At 61.9% G+C, this 25536-nt stretch carries 22 protein-coding genes; 12 read left to right on the top strand and 10 right to left on the bottom strand.

All coding sequences use genetic code 11. From position 1 onward, the window contains the following. Positions 1–62: 62 nt before the first annotated feature. The 6 genes from EKH80_RS18970 to EKH80_RS18945 all read left to right on the top strand — a co-directional run bounded on the left by EKH80_RS18970 (position 63) and on the right by EKH80_RS18945 (position 8435). Positions 63–842, top strand: coding sequence for a disulfide isomerase DsbC N-terminal domain-containing protein (locus EKH80_RS18970; RefSeq protein WP_126686363.1), 780 nt, complete (start codon positions 63–65; stop codon positions 840–842). Between the two features lie 166 nt (positions 843–1008). Beyond that, positions 1009–4869, top strand: coding sequence for a phosphoribosylformylglycinamidine synthase (purL, locus tag EKH80_RS18965; protein ID WP_126686362.1), 3861 nt, complete (start codon positions 1009–1011; stop codon positions 4867–4869). After that, positions 4827–5612, top strand: coding sequence for a hypothetical protein (locus tag EKH80_RS18960; RefSeq protein WP_126686361.1), 786 nt, complete (start codon positions 4827–4829; stop codon positions 5610–5612). The genes purL and EKH80_RS18960 overlap by 43 nt, the downstream gene beginning before the upstream one ends. A gap of 120 nt (positions 5613–5732) precedes the next feature. Next, positions 5733–6599 (top strand): glycosyltransferase family 2 protein, encoded by an 867-nt coding sequence (locus tag EKH80_RS18955; protein ID WP_126686360.1) that lies wholly within the window; start codon positions 5733–5735, stop codon positions 6597–6599. Then, positions 6596–7492 (top strand): DMT family transporter, encoded by an 897-nt coding sequence (locus tag EKH80_RS18950; protein ID WP_268991922.1) that lies wholly within the window; start codon positions 6596–6598, stop codon positions 7490–7492. Before EKH80_RS18955 ends, EKH80_RS18950 begins: the two co-directional genes overlap by 4 nt. 340 nt (positions 7493–7832) lie before the next feature. Then, positions 7833–8435, top strand: a complete 603-nt coding sequence (locus EKH80_RS18945; protein WP_126686359.1) for a hypothetical protein — start codon at positions 7833–7835, stop codon at positions 8433–8435. Positions 8436–8473: 38 nt separating this feature from the next. On the opposite strand, the gene EKH80_RS18940 is transcribed toward EKH80_RS18945, so the two are convergent. The 4 genes from EKH80_RS18940 to EKH80_RS18925 form a co-directional block, all read right to left on the bottom strand. Beyond that, complete coding sequence (locus tag EKH80_RS18940; protein ID WP_126686358.1) at positions 8474–8956, bottom strand: DUF2127 domain-containing protein; 483 nt, start codon at positions 8954–8956, stop codon at positions 8474–8476. A 210-nt stretch (positions 8957–9166) separates the two neighbouring features. After that, a complete protein-coding gene (locus EKH80_RS18935) occupies positions 9167–9652 on the bottom strand; it encodes a DUF2127 domain-containing protein (RefSeq protein ID WP_126686357.1) in 486 nt (161 codons plus the stop codon). Between the two features lie 121 nt (positions 9653–9773). After that, positions 9774–9962, bottom strand: coding sequence for a YbdD/YjiX family protein (locus tag EKH80_RS18930; RefSeq protein ID WP_126686356.1), 189 nt, complete (start codon positions 9960–9962; stop codon positions 9774–9776). 3 nt (positions 9963–9965) lie between these two features. Next, positions 9966–12035, bottom strand: a complete 2070-nt coding sequence (locus EKH80_RS18925; protein ID WP_126686355.1) for a carbon starvation CstA family protein — start codon at positions 12033–12035, stop codon at positions 9966–9968. A 194-nt stretch (positions 12036–12229) separates the two neighbouring features. On the opposite strand from EKH80_RS18925, the gene def reads away from it, so the two are divergent. Next, the gene (def, locus tag EKH80_RS18920) at positions 12230–12769 is read left to right on the top strand and encodes a peptide deformylase (protein WP_126686354.1); all 540 of its coding nucleotides are present in this window, start codon (positions 12230–12232) and stop codon (positions 12767–12769) included. Positions 12770–12886: 117 nt separating this feature from the next. Here def and EKH80_RS18915 read toward each other — a convergent pair whose 3' ends face one another. The 5 genes from EKH80_RS18915 to ettA all read right to left on the bottom strand — a co-directional run bounded on the left by EKH80_RS18915 (position 12887) and on the right by ettA (position 19626). Next, a complete protein-coding gene (locus EKH80_RS18915) occupies positions 12887–13717 on the bottom strand; it encodes an undecaprenyl-diphosphate phosphatase (RefSeq protein WP_126686353.1) in 831 nt (276 codons plus the stop codon). A gap of 223 nt (positions 13718–13940) precedes the next feature. Continuing rightward, positions 13941–15893 carry a S1 family peptidase gene (locus tag EKH80_RS18910; protein ID WP_230473817.1) on the bottom strand — a complete coding sequence of 651 codons (1953 nt, stop codon included), beginning with the start codon at positions 15891–15893 and terminating at the stop codon, positions 13941–13943. Positions 15894–16077: 184 nt separating this feature from the next. After that, a complete protein-coding gene (locus EKH80_RS18905) occupies positions 16078–17043 on the bottom strand; it encodes an MBL fold metallo-hydrolase (RefSeq protein ID WP_126686351.1) in 966 nt (321 codons plus the stop codon). Between the two features lie 37 nt (positions 17044–17080). Further along, positions 17081–17899, bottom strand: a complete 819-nt coding sequence (pyrF, locus tag EKH80_RS18900; RefSeq protein ID WP_126686350.1) for an orotidine-5'-phosphate decarboxylase — start codon at positions 17897–17899, stop codon at positions 17081–17083. Positions 17900–17964: 65 nt separating this feature from the next. Next, the gene (gene ettA / locus EKH80_RS18895) at positions 17965–19626 is read right to left on the bottom strand and encodes an energy-dependent translational throttle protein EttA (RefSeq protein ID WP_126686349.1); all 1662 of its coding nucleotides are present in this window, start codon (positions 19624–19626) and stop codon (positions 17965–17967) included. 215 nt (positions 19627–19841) lie between these two features. Here ettA and EKH80_RS18890 point away from each other — a divergent pair, with 215 nt between their 5' ends. The 4 genes from EKH80_RS18890 to nrdR all read left to right on the top strand — a co-directional run bounded on the left by EKH80_RS18890 (position 19842) and on the right by nrdR (position 23204). Beyond that, entirely contained in the window at positions 19842–20717 is an 876-nt protein-coding gene (locus tag EKH80_RS18890; RefSeq protein WP_230473816.1) for a DUF817 domain-containing protein, read from the top strand. 239 nt (positions 20718–20956) lie between these two features. Further along, complete coding sequence (gene glyA, locus EKH80_RS18885) at positions 20957–22210, top strand: serine hydroxymethyltransferase (RefSeq protein WP_126686348.1); 1254 nt, start codon at positions 20957–20959, stop codon at positions 22208–22210. A gap of 177 nt (positions 22211–22387) precedes the next feature. Next, entirely contained in the window at positions 22388–22663 is a 276-nt protein-coding gene (locus tag EKH80_RS24470; RefSeq protein ID WP_158628882.1) for a four helix bundle protein, read from the top strand. 4 nt (positions 22664–22667) lie between these two features. Next, positions 22668–23204: a transcriptional regulator NrdR gene (nrdR, locus tag EKH80_RS18875; RefSeq protein WP_126686346.1), complete on the top strand. Its 537-nt coding sequence runs from the start codon at positions 22668–22670 to the stop codon at positions 23202–23204. Positions 23205–23251: 47 nt separating this feature from the next. Here the strand turns inward: nrdR and cysK are convergent, their stop codons facing one another. Next, positions 23252–24226, bottom strand: a complete 975-nt coding sequence (gene cysK, locus EKH80_RS18870) for a cysteine synthase A (RefSeq protein WP_126686345.1) — start codon at positions 24224–24226, stop codon at positions 23252–23254. 116 nt (positions 24227–24342) lie between these two features. Between cysK and ribD the strand changes: the two genes are divergently transcribed. Continuing rightward, on the top strand, positions 24343–25437 hold the full coding sequence (gene ribD / locus EKH80_RS18865) for a bifunctional diaminohydroxyphosphoribosylaminopyrimidine deaminase/5-amino-6-(5-phosphoribosylamino)uracil reductase RibD (RefSeq protein ID WP_230473814.1): 1095 nt from the start codon (positions 24343–24345) through the stop codon (positions 25435–25437). The last annotated feature ends 99 nt before the right edge of the window (positions 25438–25536 follow it).

Raw genomic sequence — 25536 nt, 5'->3', positions numbered from 1 at the left:
TTACGGGTGATGTGTGATACTTGGCGCCTTTCCGTCACGTCGCCGCTCGGCTAAGAGGTTGTATGTCCAAGAAGTTCTGGGTGCTGTGCATGAGCGTGCTGACGATGCATGTAGGCGTGGCAATGGCGCAGGCCGCTGTTTCCACGCCTCCGGCCGTGGACACGCCCGAAGGCTTGGTGCGCCAGACACTGTCGCGGCTTGTGCCCAAGGCGAAGATCGAACAGATCGCGCCGTCGCCACTGCCGGGCTTCTATCAGGTGATCGCGTCCGGGCATCTGGTCTACATCAGCGGCGACGGCAAATACGTGCTGAACGGCGAGCTGATCGATGCCGCCGAGGGCCGCAGCCTCACCGAGAGCGCCTGGGCCACCTATCGCAAGTCGGAACTGGCCAAGGTACCGGTATCGGACCGCATCGTGTTCGGGCCGTCGAATCCCAAGTACACGGTCACTGTATTCACCGATGTGACCTGCCCGTATTGCCGCGTGCTGCATGAGCAGATCAAGGCGCTCAACAAGGAGGGCATCGCCGTGCAGTACCTGGCCTGGCCGCGGTCTGGCGTCACCGGGGAGGACGGTCAGCCGACCTCAACGTACAAGGAAATGGTGTCGATCTGGTGCGCCGCCGACCGCAACGATGCCTTTACCGAAGCAAAGCGGGGACGCGAGCCGAAGTCCGCCGATTGCAAGAATCCGGTCAAGGATCAGTTCGATCTGGGACTGCGCCTGGGCGTAACCGGTACACCCTCCGTGTATGCCGAGGACGGCAGCCTGATCGGCGGCTACCTGTCGCCGCAGCAGATGCTTCAGGCCGTACAGGAACATGCCGCGAAAGGCGGCTGATTCCCCGCCGGGGAGCGGGCTGGGATGTTGATCCCGACTCCCCACGCGGCGTCCTGATGCCGGGATTTCATCCTGCCTACCCGTACCAACCGCATCGCGCCGCGCAGAGAGACGCGGCGCTCAGGTACAATACGCCGCTCCATCGCTTAGCGCCTTTTCCCCCGCAATGATCGCACTCGACGGGCAGAGCGCCCTCTCGCTTTTTCGCCTGGAACGTCTCAATGCCCGCCTGGATGCCTTGCATCGTGGCGCCCGCGTGCAGGCGTGCTGGTTTGTTTACTACGTTGATGCGGCGGCCGAGCCTGAGGGAGAACAGCGCAAGCGCTTGCTGGAGGCGCTGGAAGCCAAGGACAGCAAGCCGGAACCGGCTTCGCTGTGGGTGGTGCCGCGCCTGGGCACCATTTCTCCCTGGTCGAGCAAGGCCACCGACATCCTCCACGATTGCGGCTTCGACGTGCGCCGCGTGGAACGCGGTACGGCCTACCAGGTAAGTGGCTTGCCGGCCGCCGACCATCCAGGCCATGCCCAGCTGCTTGCCGTTTTGCACGACCCGATGACGCAATCGGTGCTGACCTGCCAGGAACAGGCGCAAGGCCTGTTCCTGGCAGGTCAGCCCGGCGATCTGGTGCATGTCGAACTGGACTCCGATCCGCGTGCCGCATTGACCCGGGCCAATACCGACCTGGGGCTGGCCCTGGCCGACGACGAGATCGATTACCTCGCCGCGCGTTATGCCGAACTCGGCCGCGATCCGACCGATGCCGAGCTCTTCATGTTTGCGCAGGCCAATTCCGAGCACTGCCGCCACAAGGTGTTCAACGCCAGTTGGACGCTGGATGGCGAAGCGCAGGAGAAAAGCCTGTTCGCGATGATCAAGAACACGCATCAGCATTCGCCTGCCTACACGCTTTCTGCGTACAAGGACAACGCGGCCGTGATTGAGGGCCACGCCGGCAAGCGTTTCGTCTGCGGCACCGACGGCGTATGGCGGGCAAGCGAAGAGCGCATCGAATTCGCGATCAAGGTGGAAACGCACAACCATCCCACCGCGATCGCGCCATGGCCTGGCGCGGCCACCGGCGCTGGTGGCGAAATACGCGATGAAGGCGCCACCGGCCGCGGTGCCAAGCCGAAGGCCGGCCTCGCCGGCTTCTCCGTGTCCGACCTGCGCATTCCCGGCCATTCGCAACCATGGGAAGTGGAGCGGCCGTTGCCGCCACGCATGGCCAGCGCATTCGAGATCATGCGTGATGGTCCGCTCGGCGCCGCCGCGTTCAACAACGAGTTCGGCCGCCCTTGTCTGGGCGGCTACTTTCGTACCTATGAGCATGAAACCGGCGAAGCCGGCGTGCGGCGCGGTTACGACAAGCCGATCATGATCGCCGGTGGTCTTGCCAACATGCGCAGCGACCATGTGCAGAAGCGCGAACTGCAGCCGGGCCATGCGGTGATCGTGCTCGGCGGTCCGGCCATGCTGATCGGCTTGGGCGGCGGCGCGGCTTCGTCGATGGCGTCCGGCGCATCCAGTGCGGAACTCGACTTCGCTTCGGTACAGCGCGACAACGCGGAAATGGAGCGGCGCTGCCAGCAGGTGATCGACAGCTGCTGGGCGCTCGGCGAACACAATCCCATCGTCAGCATCCACGACGTCGGTGCGGGCGGCTTGTCCAATGCCATTCCCGAATTGCTCAACGATGCGGGTGTGGGTGGCGAGATCGACCTTTCGAAAGTGCCATGTGACGACCCCTCGCTGTCGCCCATGCAGGTGTGGAGCAATGAATCGCAAGAGCGTTACGTGCTGGCGATTGCGCAGGAACATCTGCCGCAGTTCGAAGCATTCTGCGTGCGCGAGCGCTGCCCGTATGCCGTTGTCGGCATTGCTACCGAAGAACGCGTGCTGCGCGTGACCCATCCGCGCCGCGAGCTCACGGTGATCGATCTGCCGATGGACGTGCTGTTCGGCAAGCCGCCGCGCATGCATCGCGACGCCAGGCACATCAAGCCTCGCATCGATCTGATTCCGGACCTCAGCGGCATCGGAATGGACGAAGCGTTGATGCGCGTGCTGCGCCTGCCTACCGTCGGCAGCAAGAGCTTTCTCATCACCATCGGCGATCGCACGGTCGGTGGCTTGTGCGCACGCGATCCGATGGTCGGGCCTTGGCAGGTACCGGTCGCCGATTGCGCAGTGACGTTGGTGGATTTCGACGGCTACCGTGGCGAAGCGATGGCGATGGCCGAGCGTGCGCCTGTGGCTGTGCTCAACAGCGCGGCAGCGGCGCGACTGGCGGTGGGAGAATCCATCACCAACCTGGCCGCGGCACCGATCGACCACTTGGGCGAACTGCGCCTGTCCGCGAACTGGATGGCGGCGGTCAATCATCCGGGCGAAGACGCTGCCCTGTTCGATGCGGTGAAAGCCGTCGGCATGGAGCTGTGTCCGCAACTGGATATCTCCATTCCGGTCGGCAAGGATTCGCTCTCCATGCAGACTGTGTGGCAAGACGGTGATACGCCACAGCGCACGGTTGCGCCTGTATCGCTGGTGATCACAGGTTTTGCGCGAGTTGGCGACGTGCGGCGAACGCTTACGCCGCAGCTGCGGCTGGACCACGGCGATTCCGATCTGTGGCTGGTCGATCTGGGTGCCGGCCGAGGCCGGCTCGGCGGTTCCGCCCTCACGCAAGTGTTCAATCGCGGTGGCGGCATGCCGCCGGACCTGGACGACGCCAAGCGCCTGCGGGCGCTGTTCGACCTGGTGCAGGAAGCCAACCGCGAACGCTTGCTGCTGGCTTATCACGACCGCTCCGATGGCGGCGTGATCGTGACCCTGCTGGAAATGGCCTTCGCCGGCCGCTGCGGCCTGGAAATCACGCTGGACGGCTGGGCCGAAGCAACGCTGCGCGCGCTGTTCAACGAAGAATTGGGCGCGGTGTTGCAAGTGGCCACGGCCAATCGCGAGGCGTTCGAATCGCTGCTGGTCAAGTATGGCCTAGCCGGCATGAGCAATCGCATCGGCCGTCCGAAAGAGAAGCTCGGCATCAAGCTGTTCCTCAACAAGGACACGTTGTTCAAATGGAATTGGACACAGCTTTTCAAGGCGTGGAACGAAACCAGCCACGCGATGCAACGCTTGCGCGACAACCCGGTCAGCGCAGATGCGGAACTGGAGTGGCGCATCGACGATGCCGATGCGGGCATCAGTCCGAGGCTCACGTTCGATCCGGCCGAAGACATCGCCGCCCCCTACATCAGGCAGGGGGCAAAACCTCGTGTGGCTATCCTGCGCGAGCAAGGCGTGAACGGGCAGGTTGAAATGGCTGCGGCGTTTACCCGCGCCGGCTTCGAGGCGGTGGATGTGCACATGTCCGACCTTGCCAGCGGCCGCATCAAGCTGGGGGATTTCCGTGGCTTTGCGGCATGCGGCGGTTTTTCCTTCGGCGACGTGCTCGGCGCGGGGCGTGGCTGGGCAGCATCCATTCTCTACAATGACATGCTTCGCGCACAGTTCAGCGCGTTCTTTGCCGACGCGAGCAAGTTCGCGCTGGGCGTGTGCAATGGTTGCCAGATGTTGAGCCAGTTGAAGGACATCATTCCAGGCGCGCAGCACTGGCCGAAGTTCCTGCGCAATGCTTCCGAGCAATACGAAGCACGCCTGGCCACGCTCGAACTGCTGGATTCGCCCAGCCTGTTCTTCAAGGGCATGGCAGGCTCGCGCATTCCGGCGGTGGTCGCGCACGGCGAAGGACGGGTGAGTTTTCCGGCTTCGTGCAGTCCCTCCAAGGCGGGCGGAGCGGCACGCTTCGTGGACAACCGCGGCAAGCCCACCGAACACTACCCGCTCAACCCCAATGGCTCGCCAGGCGGCCTTGCCGGCTTCACCGCCGCAGATGGGCGCGTGACGATCCTCATGCCTCATCCGGAGCGGGTATTCCGCAGCGTGCAAATGAGCTGGCATCCGGATACCTGGGGCGAGGATTCGCCGTGGATGCGCATGTTCCGCAACGCAAGGGTGTGGTGCGGCTGAGGCTTGCCGGGCCTGGACGCCGATGGCCGGCCTGGTTGCCGGTCGTCGCCTGGACACTTTTGCTAGCGTGGATGCCATGGTGGGCCGGTTTGCCGTTGCTCCTGGTGCTGGCCGCCGTCCAGCTCATGCAACTGCCCCGCTTGCAGCGTCACAACGGCATGTTCCGGCGGGCGTTGCGGTGGGGGTTCGCCGGCGCGCTGATCGCGGGCTTTGGCGCATTCGACAACCATGGGCTTGGCCTTACCTTGACCGCGGTCGCGGCACTGGCCGGCTTTTCGCTGCTCGTACTGCTCGAATCCTGGCAGGACCACAAGCCGCAACGCAGCGCGGCCATCGCGGCGGCCTCGCCGGAATGGAGCGAGCTGGCGCTGGCGCCGATCGGCCCCTCCGGCACGCTCATCGAGCTGCAAGCGCCTCGTTGGATCGCGCTGGATGGTACTGCGACGAATATCCCTGAAGATGTGGCCATGACCGATGCGTGTAGCTGCAGGGTAGGGGCTGTAACAAGCATCGAAAACGTTGAGCCACGGGTTTCGGTGGCTCCGGACCGGCGCTGGCTCGCATGGCCGATGGAGGCATGGCGTGGCGTAGTGCTGTACGATCGTGCCCACGACAAGCAGTATCGGTTGCGCGGCTGGCAACTGTACGGCTGGCAGGCTGGCGAAGCCTGGCTCAGTCGCAATGAGGAACAGCCGCCCTTGGCGTTGTCGCATGTATTGGAGCAGGATCAGCGCAACGAGTGATGCAATGTGGTTTAGCGCTGCCTGATCTTGTTTCGTTGGAATGACGCTGTGCCCGGAATCATCCGTTACGAGTGACCTGGATTGTTCGTACGATCGGAAACCTCCCAACACCGTTCAGCCATGCCCGCCCTCGACCCGACACGACTGCAGCTAAGCGTCATCATCGTCTCCGCCGACAGCGGCCCGAGCTTGCGTGACTGCGTGAAGGGTGTGCTGGCATGCACGACCCCGCTCGAGCTGCTGCTGATCGACAACGCTTCGTCCGATAGCATCCCGCAGGCGATCGCCCGGGCACATGAAAGCGAACCGCGTCTGAGGGTGATGTACAACCATGCCAATCTCGGCTTTGGCCCAGCGGTGAATCGTGCTGCGGCGCAGGCGCACGGCGAGGTTTTGCTGATCCTCAATCCGGATTGCCTGATCGATCAGACAGCCTTGCAAAGGCTGCTGGAGGTGCTGGCGACGGAGCCCAAGGCGGGGCTGGTGGGCGCGGTGGTGTGCGACGCCCAAGGCATCCCAGATCCTGCATCGTTCCGTCGCGATCCCCTGCTGGGGCGCGCGCTAGCCACGCTGTTCAAGCGCCAGGGCGGCGTGAATGCGAAGGAGATTCCCGATCACGTGGTGGCGGCGGAAGCCGTTTCCGGCGCGGTGATGCTGATGCCGCTGCGCGTGTTCGAACTGCTGCACGGCTTTGACGAAAAGTATTTCCTGCATTGCGAAGACCTCGACCTGTGCCGTCGAGTACGCGATGCAGGATGGCGTGTGCTGCTCGCCGGGGACGTTCGCGTAACGCATGGCAAAGGCGGATCGAGCCGGCATCGTCCGGTGTTTGTGAGCTTGCACAAGCATCGCGGCATGTGGCGCTGGTTCCGCAAGTTCGACCCGGCGGCGCAGAAATTCTATGTCGCGCCGATCGTGTGGCTGGGCGTGTGGGCGCATTTCCTGCTGAAAATTCCCGGGCAACTGCTGCGAACGGCCGGTCGGTGAGCGGGGCTTCGCGCATCAACTTGCTGGCGACCTTCGGTCTGCTGGTGATGACCGCCGTGTGGGGCTCCACCTTCGTGCTGATCAAGGACGTGGTCGGTCGCATGCCGGTGGCGGATTTTCTGGCCGTGCGTTTCACCGTGGCCGCCGCAGCCATGTTTGTGCTGTTTCATCGTCATGTGGTGCGGTTGGAACGCAGGCAATTGTGGCGGGGATGCGCGCTGGGTGTGCTCTATGGCTGCGGGCAGATGTTGCAGACTCGGGGCCTGGCGCTGATTTCGCCCAGCGTCAGCGGCTTTGTGACCGGCATGTATGTGGTATTTACACCTTTACTCGCCACCATCTTATTGCGTCAACGTATGCCTGCGACGGTGTGGCTGGCGGTTGGCCTGGCAACGCTTGGCCTGGCGCTGCTCTCGCTCAATGGCTTTTCCGTGGACCTTGGCGTATGGCTGACGCTGGCTTCTGCGCTTCTGTATGGCTTGCACATTGTGGCACTGGGGCATTGGTCGCGAGCTGAGGAGGCCTTCGGCCTGTCTACCGTGCAGATGGCTGTGATCGCACTTGTCTGCCTGCTTGCCACGCTAGGACATGGCGGCCCCGTGCTGCCGCCCGATCGCGGCGCATGGATCGCCGTGCTGTACATGGCGCTGGTGGCTGGCGCGGGTGCGATGCTGATGCAGACCTGGGCACAGGCACACCTGCCTGCCTCGCGTGCCGCCATCGTTATGACCACGGAACCGGTTTTTGCTGCGGCCTTTGCGGTGGCGTTAGGCAGCGACGTGGTTACGTGGCGCATGTTGTGCGGCGGTGCCTTGGTGCTGGGGGCGATGTATCTGGTGGAGCTGACGCCGCGTCGACAGCCGCCGGCCGAAGCGATCCATCACGAGGTGTAAACGCCCGACCCGTTGGCAGGGGGGCATACCCAGGCATAGCCGTGCTCTATGCATGGGGACGTTGGAGTAGCACGTTACTCCCATCCGCGCCGGCATTGTTGCACCCGGACGTCCGTTATCTGCGGTGACGCTTATTGGGATAGGGAATGCGCGGGAAAAGCCTACATGCCTATTCGGAAACAACGGGTTTCCGTGCCTGAGTAAATTTGGAAATCTGGCATGGCTGGATGGGCGGCGCAAACCTGGCGAACTGGCTGACCGTCAGGTTCAAGCCAAATGTTTGTTTGACCGTCTCGCATTCCAGTGGACGAAATCCATTCCAAAAATACCAGGAAAAACCATGCCTATTTTTGCCAAAGCAATGGCTTGGACGTTGCTTGCCCTGCCGATTGTCCTGGTCAGTCCGAGTGCAATGGCATTTCGTATGAATTTAAGATTCGCTATGTCCCTGGATTCTTTAGCGCTACCTGGTACCAACAGTTCGATCCAGCTTGTTGGATATCAGCCATTGTGTGAGGGAGGCGGCGAGTACGAGGATCTTCCCGCTCCGATGCGCTTGATGCCTGGTACGTCAACCGTAAGCCCTGACTTGGATATGGGCATCGATGTGGAGGTCGGGCCGGACGTGAGCGGAGGTATTTTCTGCCTGATCTTTGAACTTGAACAGCCGGGAAGGCCGGTCGCAACAATACGCATGTATTTCAATTATGCGCTCCAGATGGCCCAGGCAAGCAGGTCGTTCGTTATCCATGAGGTGTCGCCGCGACTGAATGGTAACAATGGAGTTGCTCCACGCTTCGTGTTCGGCGCGCCGGTAGATCACCTTCCTTATGCCGGAATTTTTGCGGACGAAAATCACATTGAGTTTCCCCTGCCGATTATACGGATAGTGCCGCGCGTTCCCTTTGGCGTCATTTCAAATTTTCAGCTCTTGAGCCAGTAAGATCTGGATACATACAAACATTATTTGATCGCAAGGAGCTAGCTGCGCTTGTGTGGCTGCATCGCAATGCGGATCAGATAGATCACGATCACCACATTGCCGATCAGGGCGCCCAGCTTCAGCCAGTTGAATTTATGAAGCACCTCATACACTTCGACCGGGATCAACGAACCGGTGGCGATCACCGTGAACCATTCCGCCCAGTGCTTGCGTAGCCACAGGCCTATGCCTTCTGCCGCGAATATCGCTGCGTAGGCCAGTGCCACGATACCCACGGCCATGAACTTGCTGGGCCCCATTTCCTGCAACAATTCCACCAGGCGCCAGCGCATGCCACTGCTGTCCTGCAATGAAAGATGCTCCAGCGTGCGCATCAGACGCTCGAAGTTCTGTTCCTGATGCAGGCCGAACGCCACGAAGGCCACGAAGATCAGGCACACCGTTTTGATCACCTCGTAGATGGCGATCACGCGCAGGCCGAAGCTGTGGCGGGCCTCGATCTCGGATACGGGCTTGGTCATAGGGGGATGCCCAGGGCGATGGCTTGGGTGAAAGGGGAAAGTCTAACCGCAGGTAGCTACGATAAGGCCATGTCTTTGCATGGACACGGTCTTGGATTTCCAGTGTGGCGAATGACGCCAGTGGCGACGCGCTTACCCACCGCACGGCGTACGGCGGCCTGGTCCTGGCCGCGATGGACCTGATGGGATTGGCGTCGCGGCTGGGCGGAATCAAGGCCTGCGTCCGTGAGGCTGCATGGCGAGGCGGATCAAATAGATCACGATCACGACGTTGCCGATGAAAGCCCCCAGCTTTAGCCAGCCGAACTTGTGGAGCACCTCGTACGCCTCCACCGGAATCAGCGAACTGGTGGCGATCACAGTGAACCATTCCGCCCAATGCCTGCGCAGCCACAGGCCAATGCCTTCCGTCGCAAAGATCGCCGCATAGGCCAGCGCCACGATGCCGATGGCGATGAACTTGCTAGGTCCCCACTGCTGCAGCAATCCGACCAGGCGCCAGCGCATACCGCTGCTGTCCTGCAAAGGCAGGTGCTCCAGCGTGTGGACCAGCCGCTCGAAGTTCCGCTCCTGGTGCAGCCCGAACGCGACGAAGGCTACAAAGATCAGGCACGCGGATTTGATCGCCTTGTAGATGGCGATCATGCGCAGGCCGAAGCTGTGCCGGGCCTCGATTTCGGAAATGGGCTTCGTCATGGAGAAACACCCGGGGCCATGGCTCGGGTGATAAGGATCAGTTTAATTGCAGGCAAATACGACTAGGCCCTGTCCATATAAGGACAGGGCTTAGGAATTCCATGGTGACGAACGGCAGGGGTCAACAGCAGCGCCCGCCAGTGCCCTTGTAGCGTGCCGTCTGCCGCTCCCGAAAGAACTCGGCATAGGTGGGTATCTTGCGCTCCGGGTGGTGGCTGCGCAGATGGGCCACGTAGACGTCGTAATCCGGCACGCCGCAGCTCAGACGAGCGGTCTGTACCAGGCGTTGCCAAAGTTTCTGCAGCGTCATGGATCAGGTACTCCGGCTTGCCACGCTGGCCAGGGCGACACGCGGCGCTTCGCGTGCGGTGGGCACGTTGCTGCGCAGGGCATTCAAGATGGCATGGATGCTGAAACCGAGCATGGCCAGCACCAGCAGCATGAACACCGCTGTAAGCGTGGCGTCCACGCTGTTGTTGGTGATGATGCGCTGCATTTCATTCAGGGATTTGGCCGGCGCCAGCAGCTGGCCGCCTTGCAGGGCCTGTGTGTACTTCTGCGCAGCAGCGGTAAAGCTGATCGGGCCGACGAGTTTTTCGAAGCCGGCGACGAGCGTGCAAGTCACCAGCCACAATGCGGGTAGGCCCGGTACCCAGGCATAGCGCTCGCGTTTGAGCTTCACCGTGACCACGGTAGCAAGCATCAGCGCAATCGCCGCCAGCATCTGGTTGGCAATGCCGAACAATGGCCACAGGGTGTTGATGCCACCCAAAGGATCGACTGCACCCTGATACAGGAAGTAGCCCCACAAACCCACGCAGATGCTGGTGGCCAGCACGTTGCCGATCCAAGATTCGGTGTTCTTCAGTGGCGCGTACACCAGGCCGGCGATTTCCTGGATCATGAAGCGCCCTACGCGTGTACCGGCATCCACTGTGGTGAGGATGAACAGGGCTTCGAACAGGATCGCGTAGTGGTACCAGAAGGCGACCATGCCTTCGCCGGGCAGGATGTTGTGCAGCAGTTGCGCCATGCCTACCGCTAGCGTGGGTGCGCCGCCGGCGCGGCTGAGGATGCTGGTTTCGCCGATGTCCTTGGCGGTGCGCGCCAGCTCATCCGGCGTGACCACGAAGCCCCATTGGCTGATTACGCTGGCGGCATGTTCCGCCGTGTTGCCGATCACTGCCGAGGGCGAGTTCATCGCGAAATACACGCCTGGATGGAGCGAGGCTGCCGCGATCAAAGCCATGATCGCCACGAACGCTTCCATCAGCATGCCACCGTAGCCGACCATGCGTGCCTCGCCTTCGCTGGAAAGCAGCTTCGGCGTGGTGCCCGAGGCAATGATCGAATGCCAGCCCGACACCGAGCCGCAGGCAATGGTGATGAACAGGAATGGGAATAGCTGCCCCTGGAACACCGGGCCGGTCCCGTCGATGAAACGCGACACCGCCGGCATCTGCAGTTGCGGCGCGGCCAGGATGATGGCGATCGCCAGCAGCACGATGGTGCCGATCTTGAGGAAGGTGGAAAGATAGTCGCGTGGTGCCAGCAACAGCCATACGGGCAGCACCGAAGCAACGAAGCCGTAGCTGATCAACAGCCACGCCAGCGACCTGGCGTCGAAATCGAACAGGCTGGCCAGCTCCGGCGTTGCCGCTACATGCGCACCGTAGGCGATGGACGAGATCAATAACACCAGGCCGATCAGCGATACCTCCAGGATGCGCCCGGGGCGCAGCCAGCGCAGGTACACGCCCATCAGCAGCGCAATGGGAATGGTACAGGCCACCGAGAAAGTGCCCCATGGACTGTGGGTGAGCGCTTTGACCACCACCAGCGCAAGCACAGCCAACACGATCATCATCAGTGTCAGCAGGCCGAACATGGCCACTACCCCGGCCAGGGCGCCAAGCTCTTCACGCAACATATGGCCGAGCGAACGCGCATCGCGGCGCACCGACAGGCCCAGCACCATGAAATCTTGCACTGCACCACCCAGCACCACACCGAACAGTATCCATAAGGTGCCCGGCAGGTAGCCCATCTGCGCCGCCAACACTGGCCCTACCAGCGGGCCCGCACCGGCAATGGCAGCGAAATGGTGGCCGAAAACCACCCACTTGTCGGTCGGTACGTAGTCCAATCCATCGTTGTGCAGTACCGACGGGGGGGCACGGCTGGGATCCATCTGCAGCACGCGGTGTTCGATGAACTTGCCGTAGAAGCGGTAGCCGATCAGGAAGATCGCCACCGCCGCGGCCACCAGCCAGATGGCGTTGACCGGCTCGCCGCGGCGCAGGGCGATCACCGCCAGACAGGCGGCGCCGATGACGGCGATGACGGCCCATAGCAGCCGGCCCGCCAAGCTGGTCGGTCTCATTGCGCTGGTAGCCATAGGCTCCTCGGAATCGCCAAATTCGAGGTTAAGGGTCGTCCTGTCCGGGGCGGGGGTCAATAGCGGATTGGACGCGTTTTGATGACGAAAGCGTCGAGCTGCCGGGTCGGCTTGCATTCACGGCATGTCGCCTGCAGTTAGACTTTCGGGTATCCGGCAATTCCTGCTACGAGGTTGGCATGATTCGCGAGATTCTGAAGATGGGTGATCCGCGCCTTTTGCGTGTCGCTCCGCCCGTGCCCGACGACATGCTCGGCAGTGCCGAGCTCGATGCGCTGATCGCCGACATGTTCGAAACCATGCATGCGGCAGGCGGCGTCGGGCTTGCCGCGCCGCAGATCGGCGTGGATCTGCAACTGGCGATCTTCGGCTTCGAGCACGCTGACCGCTATCCGGATGCACCGCCGGTGCCGCAAACCATCCTGCTCAATCCCGTCATCACGCCGCTGTCGCAGGATATGGAGGAGGGCTGGGAAGGCTGCCTGTCGGTGCCGGGCCTGCGCGGTGCGGTAAACCGCTATTCGATGATCCGCTATGAAGGCATAGGTCCGAAGGGCGAGCGCATCGACCGCACGGCGCAAGGCTTCCATGCGCGCGTGGTACAGCACGAATGCGATCATTTGATCGGACGCCTGTACCCATCGCGCATGACCGATTTCAGCAAATTCGGATTTACCGAAGTGCTGTTTCCCGGCATGGACCTGAAAGCGGATGATTGAACGAAGGCGAGGGCAAACCGCAAAGCACGTAAGCTGGGAAGATAATCCCAGCATTGCGCAGGTTGCATGCATAGCAATGCTGGGGTTCGCACTCCAGCCTACGAATGCCGTCCCAGCCTAGGCGGGTTGAGGATGAAGCAGGAACCAGCTCAGGAACACTGCGCCAGCGATCACGCAGTACGTGCCGAACGACGCCAGTCGTCCGCGGCCTTCGAAGTAATGCATCAGAAAGCGCAAGCTGAGCCATGCTGCAACAGCCGTCAGTACGCCGCCGAGGAAGGCGTCACCCAGCTGATCCGGCGCCTTGAACAGCTTGGGAATTTCCAGTAGTCCCGCCGCCAGAATGATCGGCGTGCCGAGCAGGAAGGAGAATTCGGCGGCCTTTTCTTTGTCCAGGCCCGTGGCGGACCCGGCGATCATGGTGAGGCCACTGCGCGAAAAACCGGGAATCAAGGCGCCCACTTGCGCCAGCCCGATCAGGAACGCATGGCGAAAATGGAGTTTTTCCGGCGCCTTGTGCTGGCGAGTGCGCTCCAGTCGGTCGCCGAGCCACAGCAGCAATCCGTTGACGATCAGGGCCACGGCGGCGATGCGCAGATCCTTGAATACCAGTTCCAAACGCTTTTCCAGCAGCAGTCCCACCACGCACGCCGGAATCGTGCCGATGATCAGCGCCCACATCATGTGCCCTTCGTCGCTGTGGCGTCCGACCAGCGAGGCGAAGAAGCCACGTATCAGTGCGATCCAGCGCCGGCGGAAATAGCCGAGCAGCGCCACAGCCGTGCCCAGATGCAGGGCGACCAGAAAGGGAATCAGCTGCGGTGCGTGCTTGTCGATGTGCACCCCGAACAGCGCCGGCACCAGCAAGGTATGGCCAAGGCTGCTGACCGGAAAAAGCTCCGTTACACCTTGCAGCACGCTCAGGAAAGTCAGGAACCACAAACTCACGCGTCAATCCTTATGGGGGTGGAAGCAATCTTGGACAGCTTGCTCGCTGCATAAACTATTGGCCCGTCATTATCGGGCATGAAGATGAGGGGAGCGCGAAGTGGAAGCTGGGGACAGTCGAGTAGGCTGGGATGGCAATCCCAGCTTCCCGTCCCCAACCCGAATGCTGGGATTGTCATCCCAGCCTACGCAATGTCGGGCTTTGCCGGAATAACGTCAGTCGTCAATGCGTCTTCAGCTTGAACTGCTGCGTCAGCAGCTTAAGCTTCGCCTTCATCGCTTCAGGTTTATGCGTTCCCTGCGTCCCGTAGAAGGCGGTGTACAGTTCAGCCGGCGCATCGCTGGCAGGTGGATCGATCACCGAGGCCACATCCATCTCATCGCCGTCGTTATAAGGCACGCCATCATACGGATGCTGTTTGTGCAGCAGCTTGCCCCAGGCCTCTTTGAAATTGTCATCCAGATCGGGGCTGGGCGCGATGTGCCGCTTGGCGCTGATGCGATCGGGATCGGTGCTGTTGAGGCGGACCTGGATCACGCCGGGCTGCAGCGCGAACTTGCCATGGTCCTGGTAGTAGCCCACGCCCATGAAAAGCATGTTGTCCGGCGCTATCGGTTGCAGCGTGGACGGGTAGTCGAAGCTGATGTTGCCGGCGTCATAGCTGAAGTGTTTGCCGTAGTCGAAGCCGATGTGCGCGTCCCTCAGCACTTCAGGCAGCAGCGACGAATCGGCGAGGAACTCTTTCCATTGGGCGAGTGTGCCGCCGTAGTCCACGTTGAAGAAATCGGTAAGCGCCTTCATGTCGGCCAGACTGTCGTGCGTGCCCATGGACGAATTCATGCGCATCATGATCGCCAGGCCATCCGGCACCGGCAGGGCAAACACCTCCATTTGGCCGTTGATATAGGGCAGCGACCAAACGAATACTTTCCAGTGGCGCAGCCAGTTGTCCGTGTAGGTCGTGCTGCTTGCGGGATTGCCCAGCGACGTGATCTTGATCTTCTCGGGGCCGACTTCGCGCGTCCAGTAGCCGGTCTTCAGGATCAAATCCATCATCTGCTTGGGATCGTTGTAGAAGGTCGCCACCTTCATGTCGTCGGGGCGGCGCAGATGGATCAGGAAATTATGACCGACGTAACCGCTGGCTACGTAGCCGTTGCCACTTAGCGGAACACGGTTGAGCTCGCGCCCTGTGTAGGACCACTGCCCGCTGCGATTGCGCACGATCAGTTCGGGAAACAGGCTCAGCTCCGGCGTGTCGTGCAGGATGTGGTTGGAACCGGCACCGTGCGGGAACAAATCGTTGCCCTGTTGCTGCAGCAGCTTTTTCAGTTGTTCGTCGCCCTGGGCGTAGAGCAGTTTCATGTAAGCGGCGCTGAAATCGGCGTAGCTCACCGGCAACGGGAACTGCGCCTTGAATGTGCTGGTCTGGGTGTCCTCCATCACATCAAGCTGATAGGTGATGCGCTTGTCCATCACCGCCATATTGTCCGGCGCACCCAGCACCACGCCGATGGGCAAGGCGTAGTTGAGATTTTCGTTGGGCGACTTCATCAGCACCACGCCGATGACCTTGCCGTTCTGGTCGAGCAGCGGGCCGCCGCTGTTGCCAGGCGACGCGGCGGCGGAGAAGCGCATCCATTTCCAGCGGCCGTTCTCGTCCTCCGGGGTATCCGAGGTGTATAAGCCGTCGCGAATCACCACGCCGGTGCCCAGCGCGTTGCCCACCGCATACACCACGCTGTTCAACGCAGCCTTGGTGTCGGTTGCCAGTGCGGCGTTGCCTTGCGGCTGCTCCTTCAGCGAGAACATCACGAAGTCCTGCTGCAGCGAGAATTTCTCGACCTTGTCGATGGCGTACACATGGCCGTTGGCGTCGCGCAGCGCCGGCGCACCGGTGAGATCGCCAACTGCCGCCAACAGCACGTGGCCGGCGGTGACGTAATGGTTATGGCCAATCGCAAAAGCAGTGCCCACGGAAAAATATTTGTCGGTGCGCTCCTGGTACGGCAGTAAATCGAGCGGCAGCGGCTTTTCGTAGCTGAGAGGGTCGTTGTCCGCCCTGGGGATCACCACTTCGAAGGTCGCCGCGTTGATTTTTGCGACCAGCGATGGGTCGGGGCTGGCGGCGTTAGCAAATTGCGCCGGCCCGAGCATCAGCACGGCCAGCCACATCGTCCACCCTGCCCGCCGCAAAAAAACGCAAATTCTTGAACCCATGGCCTGCTCGTTCAGTGTCCGCATACGTTCCCTCTGGAGGATTCCCGATCGGCACAGGGCCGATTTCCGCTCCTGATACTGACACAGCGCCTTTGCACGGGGGAGGGCAGAAAGCTTGGGAGCGGAAAGATCCGGACTATCAGAGTTCCATCAGGTCGCGTCCGACGATCAGCCGCCCCCTGAAATAGGGGGCAACGGCGTCGCGCCATACCTCGTCGGTAAGACTGGGATCGCCGCCCGGCACGAAGTGGTTGAGCACGAGCGTCTTCACGCCGGCTTCAGTGGCTACGCGCCCCACTTGTTCGGTGCTGCTGTGGCTGGCAAGCAAGTGTTCGCGCAGGCGCGCGGCATTCGGTTCGCTGGCGATCAGCTTGTCCAGGGCGGGCAGGTACATCACTTCATGCACCAGCACGTCCGCGCCATGGGCGAGTTTGACCAGGTTTTCGCAAGGGCGCGTGTCGCCGGAAAAAACGATGGACCGGTCCGGACAATCGAAGCGGTAGGCCAAGGCGGGCGATACCGGCGGATGCTGCACCAGGGCGGCAGTCACCTTGACGCGCTCGTCTTGCATGACCCGCCCACCCTGGCTGAGTTCATGCGGTACGATCAGCGGCGCCAGCGGGGGGCGCCCCTCGTCAGCGATCCGGGTGCGGATGTCGTACTCATTCATCTCAAGGAACAGCCGCGTCATCTCAACCAGCGGTGGCGGCCCCCAGGTGTCGACCCGCGTGTGCAGCTTGGCGGCCCACGCCAGCCACAGCAGGTTGCCGTAGTCGGCGTTGTGGTCCGAATGCTGATGCGTAATGAAGACCTGGCGAATGGCGGCCAGATCCAGGCCCGCCTTCGCCATCTGGCGAGCTACGCCGTTGCCGCAATCGATCACGTAGATGAAACCGTCGACTACAATCGCATTGGCCGGTGCGCAACGTCCCGGTTTGGGCGTGGGTCCGCCAGCTGTGCCAAGCAGAAACAGGCGCGAGCGTGAAGCGGGTGCGGCGCGGAGTCTGCGAGGCCGTGTTCCTAGCGCAGCAACACCCAATGACAAGCCCGCTACTTGCAGCCAGCGACGCCGTTCCTGGTCGGTTTCACGATCGAAGTTCGGCATGGATGCACGTTCCTCGAAAGGAAAGGATTCGAAGGGATCAACCCTGCCGATAGTGATTGATGCTGTCGCGCAGGTCGAGGGTCGCTTTGCGTGCAGCCTCGGCGAAATCCTCGCCGCTGCCCGCGTAGAGAATCGCACGGGAGGAATTGATCATCAGCCCGGTGCCCTCTGCGGTACGGCCATGGCGCACCACGGCTTGCACGTCACCACCCTGTGCGCCGATACCCGGTACCAGCAACGGGATGTCTCCGATCAGTGCGCGTACTTCGGCCAATTGCTCCGGGTAGGTGGCGCCGGTCACCAGGGCACAATTGCCGAGCGTGTTCCATTCCTGCGCTATCAGGCGGGCCACGTGCTGGTACAGAGGCTTGCCGCCGACGTCGAGGTCCTGCAGATCGGCCGCGCCGGGGTTGGAGGTATGGCAGAGCAGGATCACGCCCTTGTCGGCACGATCGAGGAACGGCTGCGCGGAATCCCGGCCGAGATAGGGATTGAGCGTCACCGCATCGGCGCTATAGCGCTCGAAAGCTTCCGTAACGTAGTGCTGCGCAGTGCTGCCGATATCGCCGCGCTTGGCGTCGAGGATCACCGGCACGCCGGGATGTTTGGCGTGGATGTGCGCGATCAGGTGTTCCAGCGCGTCTTCCGCGCGCAGGGCTGCGAAATGGGCGATTTGCGGCTTGTACGAGCAGACCAGGTCGGCGGTGGCGTCGACGATGGCGCGGCAGAATTCGAACACCTCGTCGGGACGACCCTTGAGGTGTGCGGGAAATTTGGCGGGTTCGGGATCGAGGCCGACGCAGACCAGGGAGTTGTTGCGGGTCCATGCGGCTTGCAGGGAGGGCATGAAATGCATCGAATCTCTCCGGGGGTCTTGCCTGAGTGAGCCCCTCTCCCGAAAGGAGAGGGGCTGCGCGTGCGTTAAGCCAGCTTCTTGTACTTCACGCGATGCGGCTTCGCAGCTTCGTCACCGAGGCGACGCTTCTTGTCCGCTTCGTATTCGTTGTAGTTGCCGGGGAAGAATTCCACGTGCGAGTCGCCTTCGAACGCGATGATGTGCGTGGCGATACGGTCAAGGAACCACCGGTCATGCGAAATCACCATGGCGCAGCCCGGGAACTCCAGCAACGCGTCTTCCAGTGCGCGCAAGGTTTCGATATCCAGGTCGTTCGACGGTTCGTCCAGCAGCAGCACGTTGCCGCCCTGTAACAGCGTCTTGGCCATGTGCAGGCGGCCACGTTCACCGCCGGACAGATTGCCGACGATTTTCTGCTGATCGGTGCCCTTGAAGTTGAAGCGGCCGATATAGGCGCGCGACTGGATTTCGAAGTTGCCGATGGTGAGGATGTCCGATCCGCCGGAGACTTCCTGCCACACGTTGTTTTTCGCATCGAGCGCGCCGCGCGACTGGTCGACATAGGCGAGCTTGACGGTATGGCCGATCTTTACTTCGCCGTTGTCGGGCTTCTCTACGCCGGTGATGAGCTTCATCAACGTGGATTTGCCCGCACCGTTCGGACCAATCACGCCCACGATCGCGCCCGGCGGCACTTTGAACGACAAATCGTCGATCAGCAGGCGATCGCCGAACGACTTGGTGACGCTCTTGAATTCGATCACTTCCTGGCCCAGGCGCTCGCCCGGCGGAATGAAGATTTCATTGGTTTCGTTGCGGCGCTGGTATTCGACCGCGTTCAATTCCTCGAACCGGTTCAAGCGCGCCTTGCCCTTGGACTGACGGCCCTTGGCCGCCGAGCGCACCCACTCCAGTTCCTTTTCGATGGCCTTCTGGCGGGATTTCTCCTGCTGCGCTTCCTGCTTCAGGCGTTGATCCTTCTGCTCCAGCCACTCGGTGTAGTTGCCTTTCCACGGGATGCCGCGGCCGCGGTCGAGCTCCAGGATCCACTCGGCGGCGTTGTCGAGGAAGTAGCGATCGTGGGTGACGGCCACCACGGTGCCCGGGTAGTCCTGCAGGAAGTGCTCCAGCCACTCCACCGATTCGGCGTCCAGGTGGTTGGTGGGCTCGTCCAGCAGCAGCATGTCCGGCTTGGACAACAGCAGGCGGCACAGCGCCACGCGGCGCTTCTCGCCACCGGATAGCGGCCCGATCTTGGCGTCCCATGCCGGCAGGCGCAGCGCATCGGCGGCGACTTCCAGTTGGCGCTCCAGCGCATGCGCGTCGTTTACGGCAAGGATGTTTTCCAACTGCTGCTGCTCGGCGGCCAGCTTGTCGAAATCGGCGCCTTCTTCGGCGTAGGCGGCATAAACCTCGTCCAGTCGCTTCTGCGCATCGAAGATCACCGACACGCCTTCTTCCACCGCCTGGCGCACGGTCTTCTCCGCATCCAGCTCCGGCTCCTGCGCCAGATAGCCGACCTTGATGCCCGGCTGCGGACGGGCTTCGCCCTGGAAGTCCTTGTCGACGCCGGCCATGATGCGCAGCACGGTGGACTTGCCCGCGCCGTTCAGGCCCAGCAGGCCGATCTTGGCGCCCGGGAAGAAGCTCAGCGAAATGTCCTTGATGATCTGGCGCTTCGGGGGGACGATCTTGCTGACCCCGTTCATGGTGTAGATGTATTGCATGCTGGCTCCGTTGGCGTGCGCGTGGCCGCCTGCGTGGACAGACGACGCGCAAGGGCGTGATGGGCGTAGGTATTAAGCCGGTAAGTATAGCGGCTTATGGGGAAGCGCCGGTGACAGGGGGGGGCGGCTCCCGCCGTCTTATTGAGAGCCGTTGGTCACGCGTTCGCCACTTTTCGCGGCCGCGAGGCCACACCTTGCCGCCAGGCTGTCGGGTCATGTGGATCAGACGAATGGCGGGCGCTGCCCGCATCAACCCCTTGGGCGTGTTGCTGGCCTGGGACGAGCAGGCCGGCGATTGGGCGCGGATGCGCGGCCGTGGCGCCATCGTCCTGCACGAATTCATTTGCTTCGGCGTGAAGCAGGCTGCTGCCTGCCTGTTCGGCGGCAGCATGGTGCTGCTGCTCGGGCTCAGCTGGGCGTTCTATCCGCCGCATGCGGCGCTGGCACGCTATGACTTCCTCACGCTGGCCGCGCTGGTGATCCAGTGCGTATTGCTTGGCACCCGGCTGGAAACCGTCGAGGAGGCGAAAGTCATCCTGCTGTTCCACCTGGTGGGTACGGCGATGGAGGTGTTCAAGACCTCGGCCGGTTCGTGGATCTATCCGGAGCCGTCATGGTTGCGTCTTGGCGGCGTGCCGTTGTTCAGCGGCTTCATGTATGCGTCGGTGGGCAGCTATATCGCGCGGGCGTGGCGGCTGTTCGATTTCCGATTCACGCGACATCCGCAGTTCGCGGCAACGGTGTGGCTGGCAGTCGCGATCTACGCGAATTTCTTTACGCATCATTTCCTGCCCGATATGCGTTATGCCTTGTTTGCCGCCGTGGCGTTGCTGTTCGGGCGCACCTGGGTGCATTTTCGCATTCGCCACGTGCATCGGCGCATGCCGCTGCTGTTGGGGTTCACGCTGGTCGCGATGTTCATCTGGCTTGCCGAGAACATCGGTACTTTTACCGCGGCGTGGCGCTATCCGACGCAGCGCCATGGCTGGCAAATGGTGCCGGTATCGAAGCTGGGCGCATGGCTATTGTTGATGATCATCAGCTACGTGATGGTCAGTGCGGTGGCGAAACCGCGTGGGCAGGATGGGTAGGCTGGGATTTGCGCCCGAGGCCTATGCTTGATCCTTCTGACCAATGGGCACGATTCGACGCCAAGCATGCGCAGAATGGTCGATGGCAATTCGATTTATTGATATAAAACAATAATATACGTATCGATTGCGGGTGGCGCGAAAGCGCATGCTCCAGTCATCCCACGGTGGCCGCGGGGCCCCCCGACCATTACACTTTCAAGTCTTACCCCGTCCCACGCCACCCCAACGAGGCTCGAATGTTCCCGAAGCAGCAAACGATTGCCGGCTATGATGATGAGCTGGCCAAGGCCATTGCCGATGAAGCCCGCCGCCAGGAGGACCACGTCGAGCTGATCGCTTCGGAAAACTACGCCAGCCCGCGAGTGCTGGAGGCCCAGGGCTCGGTGCTCACCAACAAATATGCCGAAGGCTATCCGGGCAAGCGCTATTACGGCGGTTGCGAATACGTGGACGTGGCCGAGCGCCTGGCCATCGAGCGCTTGAAGCAGCTATTCGGCGCAACTTACGCGAACGTGCAGCCGCACTCCGGTTCGCAGGCCAACCAGGCGGTGTACTTCGCGCTGATCAATCCAGGCGACACCATCCTAGGCATGAGTCTGGCGCATGGCGGCCACCTCACCCACGGCGCCAAGGTGAACCTTTCGGGCAAGATCTACAACGCCGTGCAGTACGGCGTGAACGAAAACGGCCTGGTCGACTATGACGAAGTCGAGCGCCTGGCGCTCGAGCACAAGCCGAAGATGATCGTGGCCGGCTTCAGCGCTTATTCGCAGGTCATGGACTGGGCACGCTTCCGTGCCATCGCCGACAAGGTGGGCGCATACCTGTTCGTGGACATGGCGCACGTTGCCGGCCTGATTGCCGCCGGCGTGTATCCCAGCCCGCTGCCGCACGCGCACGTGGTTACGTCCACCACGCACAAGACGCTGCGCGGCCCGCGCGGCGGCATCGTGCTGGCCAAGGATCCGGGCGAAGAGATCGAGAAGAAGCTGCAATCCATCGTGTTCCCCGGCATCCAGGGCGGTCCGCTGATGCATGTGATCGCCGCCAAGGCGGTGGCGTTCAAGGAGGCGTTGGAGCCGTCCTTCAGGGACTACCAGGCACAGGTGGTGAAGAACGCCAAGGCCATGGCCAGGACGCTGATCGAGCGCGGCTACAAGGTGGTCTCCGGCGGTACTGAAAACCACCTGATGCTGGTCGACCTGATCGGTCGCGAAGTCACCGGCAAGGATGCCGAAGCTGCGCTGGGCAAGGCGCACATCACCGTCAACAAGAACGCCGTGCCGAACGACCCGCGTTCGCCCTTCGTCACCTCAGGCTTGCGAGTGGGTACGCCAGCGATCACCACGCGTGGTTACCAGGAAGCCGATGTGGTCGAGCTTACCCATTGGATTTGCGACGTGCTGGACGCACCTGGCGATGAAGGCGTGATCAAGGCCACGCGCGAGAAAGTCACCGCGCAATGCAAGAAGTTCCCCGTTTACGTCTGAGTAAGCGCGGAAAACCGAGAACAGCGAATAACGAACAGGGACGTTCCTGGTGGTTACAGATGACTGGAGTTGCGGCTCTGGCAAGCTGCGAGGAGCTCGGCTGAGCTGGTGTATGCCGTGACTTGCAAATGACCAGCGGAGGATCGTTTTGGATTGTTCTCGCCGTTACGAAGAGTCGTGGTTTTCGTTGCTTCTTGTCTTGCCGAAGGAAATGCGCGAGGCCCTATCAAAGACTATGTGAGGATTTTGTCCATGCCCGCAGGGACGCTCGCCGGAGTAGAAGCCCAGGCGCTCTTGGCATGTCGTCTTGGCTATTTCGATGATGCGGATGGCACAAAACCTCGGATGGCTATACATTCGTCAACGCGCTCAATACAGGCCTTGAAGAAAGCGTTGGTTCGCTGGCAGGAAACACCATGCTCACCGTTCCCTGCTCACCGTTCCCCGCACTAAACCCATGCATTGCCCTTTCTGCCAGCATGAAGACACCCGCGTGATCGATTCACGCCTCGCCGACGACGGCGCCACTGTGCGTCGCCGTCGCGAGTGTCCGCAGTGCGGCGAGCGCTTCAATACGTTCGAAACGGCCGAGTTGAAACTACCGGCGATCGTGAAGAGCGGCGAGCGGCGTGAGAGTTTTGACGAGCGCAAGCTGCGCACCAGCTTTGAGCGGGCGCTGCAGAAAAGGCCGGTGGCAAGTCATGATGTGGATGCCGCGGTGCGCGCGGTGATCGATGATTTGCGCAGGAGCGGCGAGCGCGAAGTGCCCTCACGCTACGTGGGCGAGCTGGTGATGCGCGAGTTGAAAAAGCTCGATCAAGTGGCCTACGTGCGTTTTGCTTCCGTCTATCGCAAGTTCGAAGACGTGCATGCGTTTCGCGAAGAGATCGAGAAGCTGGAGCGCGATTTGCCGGGCTTGGAGAATTTGCAGCTGTCGTTGCTGGGAGAAGCCGGAGCGGCGGCCGCAGCGAAGCGGGGGCATCGCAAGAGCTGAGCGCAGCGACCGTCATACCCGCTTTTGCGGGCATGACGGCCATCGGATCAAGCTACGTTTTGCTGGATAGCCAGGCTCTCCAGCCATGCCTCATCCGATCCTTCCTCAACGCCTTCGAAGAGGAAGGTCGACAGATACCGCTCACCCGTATCCGGCAACATCGCCAGGATCACGCTGCCGTGCTCGGCCTTTTCCGCATACTGGAGTGCGGCGGCCAATGTCGCCCCGGCAGAAATTCCGACAAAAATACCTTCTTCCTTCGCCAGTCGCCGGGACGTATCACGGGCCACTACTTCATCCACCGGCAAGTCCAGGTCGAAGATCTTGCGGTTCAGCACTTCGGGCACGAAATCCGGTGTCCAGCCCTGGATTTTGTGCGGCTGCCATGGCTTGTCCTGCAGCAGGGACGCGCCGGCCGGTTCGGAGACCACGATTTTCACTTCCGGGCGTGCCAGCTTGAGCATCTCGCCTACGCCGGTGAGGGTGCCGCCCGTGCCCCAGCCGGTCACGAAGGCGTCGAGCCGCTTGCCGGCGAAATCGCGCAAGATTTCCGTCGCGGTGGTATTGCGGTGATAAGCCGGATTGGCCGGATTCTGGAACTGCCGTGGCAGAAACCAACCGTGCTGCTTGGCTAGTTCTTCAGCGCGTCGCACCATGCCGCTACCGCGCTCGGCAGCGGGCGTCAGGATCACCCTGGCGCCGTATGCGCGCATCAATTTGCGGCGTTCCACCGAGAAAGTCTCGGTCATGGTCGCCACGAAGCGGTAACCACGTGCCGCGCACACCATCGCCAGTGCAACGCCCGTGTTGCCCGAGGTGGCTTCGACTACCGTATCGCCCGGCTTGAGCAGGCCTTTCTTTTCCGCGTCCAGAATGACCGCGATGGCCAGGCGGTCCTTGACCGATCCGCCAGGGTTGAAGGCCTCCACCTTGGCATAAAGTGTTACGTGCGAAGGTGCCACGCGATGCAGACGAACGATGGGCGTATTGCCGATGGTGTCCAGGATATTGTCGTAGATCATGGCCGTACCCTTTGCGCAAGATAAGAACAGAAGGCTACTCCCGATTTCGTCGCCGCGACAAATGCCAGCCGATCGCGCACACTGACCATCCTGCATATTCATATTCAGAAGCTTCCATGACCTTTTCCGGCCTCGATGCTGTGCACATGGCGCAGGCGCTGCGCCTGGCCGAACAAGGCCTTTACACCACCCAGCCCAATCCACGTGTGGGGTGCGTCATAGCCCATGGCGAACGAGTGGTAGGGCAGGGCTGGCATGAACATGCCGGCGAACCGCATGCCGAGGTGCACGCATTGCGGGAAGCGGGGGAGCAGGCGCGAGCGGCCACCGCTTTCGTCACGCTGGAACCCTGCGCCCATCATGGCCGTACCCCCCCTTGCGCCGATGCGCTGGTTGCCGCCGGCATCCGGCGGGTGGTCATCGCCGCGGAGGACCCGTTTCCGCAGGTGGCCGGGCAGGGCATCGCCAAGCTGCGTGCCGCAGGCATTGAAGTGGAAAGCGGTCTGATGCGGGAGGCGGCGCGCGAGCTCAACATCGGATTCTTCAGCCGGATCGAACGCCATCGTCCCTGGGTACGCGTGAAGCTGGCGATGAGCCTGGATGGCCGCACCGCACTTGCCAATGGTGAATCGAAGTGGATCACCGGCGAAGCAGCCCGTGCGGATGTGCAACGTTGGCGGGCGCGCAGCTCGGCGATACTCACCGGGATAGGCACAGTGCTTGCCGACAATCCCCAGCTCACGGCGCGACTGCCGCAATCCGGCGGCATCCACTCACCCTTGCGGGTTGTCCTTGATCGTCATTTGCGTACTCCTGCCGGCAGCCACGTCTTGGACGGCCAAGCACCCACGCTCGTGCTTCACGCAGCGTCGGCAAAAGTGAACGACGGGCGCTTCGCCAGGGTGGAATGCGTGGCCGTTACCGAACAAAACGAAGCCCTTGATTTGCCTTCCGTACTGGGGCTGCTCGCAGAGCGAGGCTGCAGCGAACTGCACGTCGAGGCTGGGCCGACACTCTGCGGCGCATTGTTTGCCGCCGGCCTGGCCGATGAGCTGCTGATCTACGTCGCGCCATTGCTACTGGGCGACACCGCAAGGCCTTTGTTGGCTTTGCCCTCTCTGGCCGATATGGCAGCACGCTGGAAGCTCAGCTTGCTGGACACCCGCGCCGTTGGCCAAGACCTGCGTTTGCGTCTGCGGCCCGCTGGGTAGGTTGGGTTACCCGGACTAAAGCGCGTCTGAAAAAGTCCGTGACGAACTTTTTCAGACCGTCCCTAGACCTGCGCAACCCAACCCATGCGATCACTGCCT

Origin of the sequence: Dyella choica, from assembly GCF_003977665.1 — a bacterium.
Classification (GTDB): Bacteria; Pseudomonadota; Gammaproteobacteria; order Xanthomonadales; family Rhodanobacteraceae; genus Dyella_B; species Dyella_B choica.
Note: the sequence above shows the minus strand (reverse complement) of the source record. Positions and strands in the feature narration are given on the sequence as shown.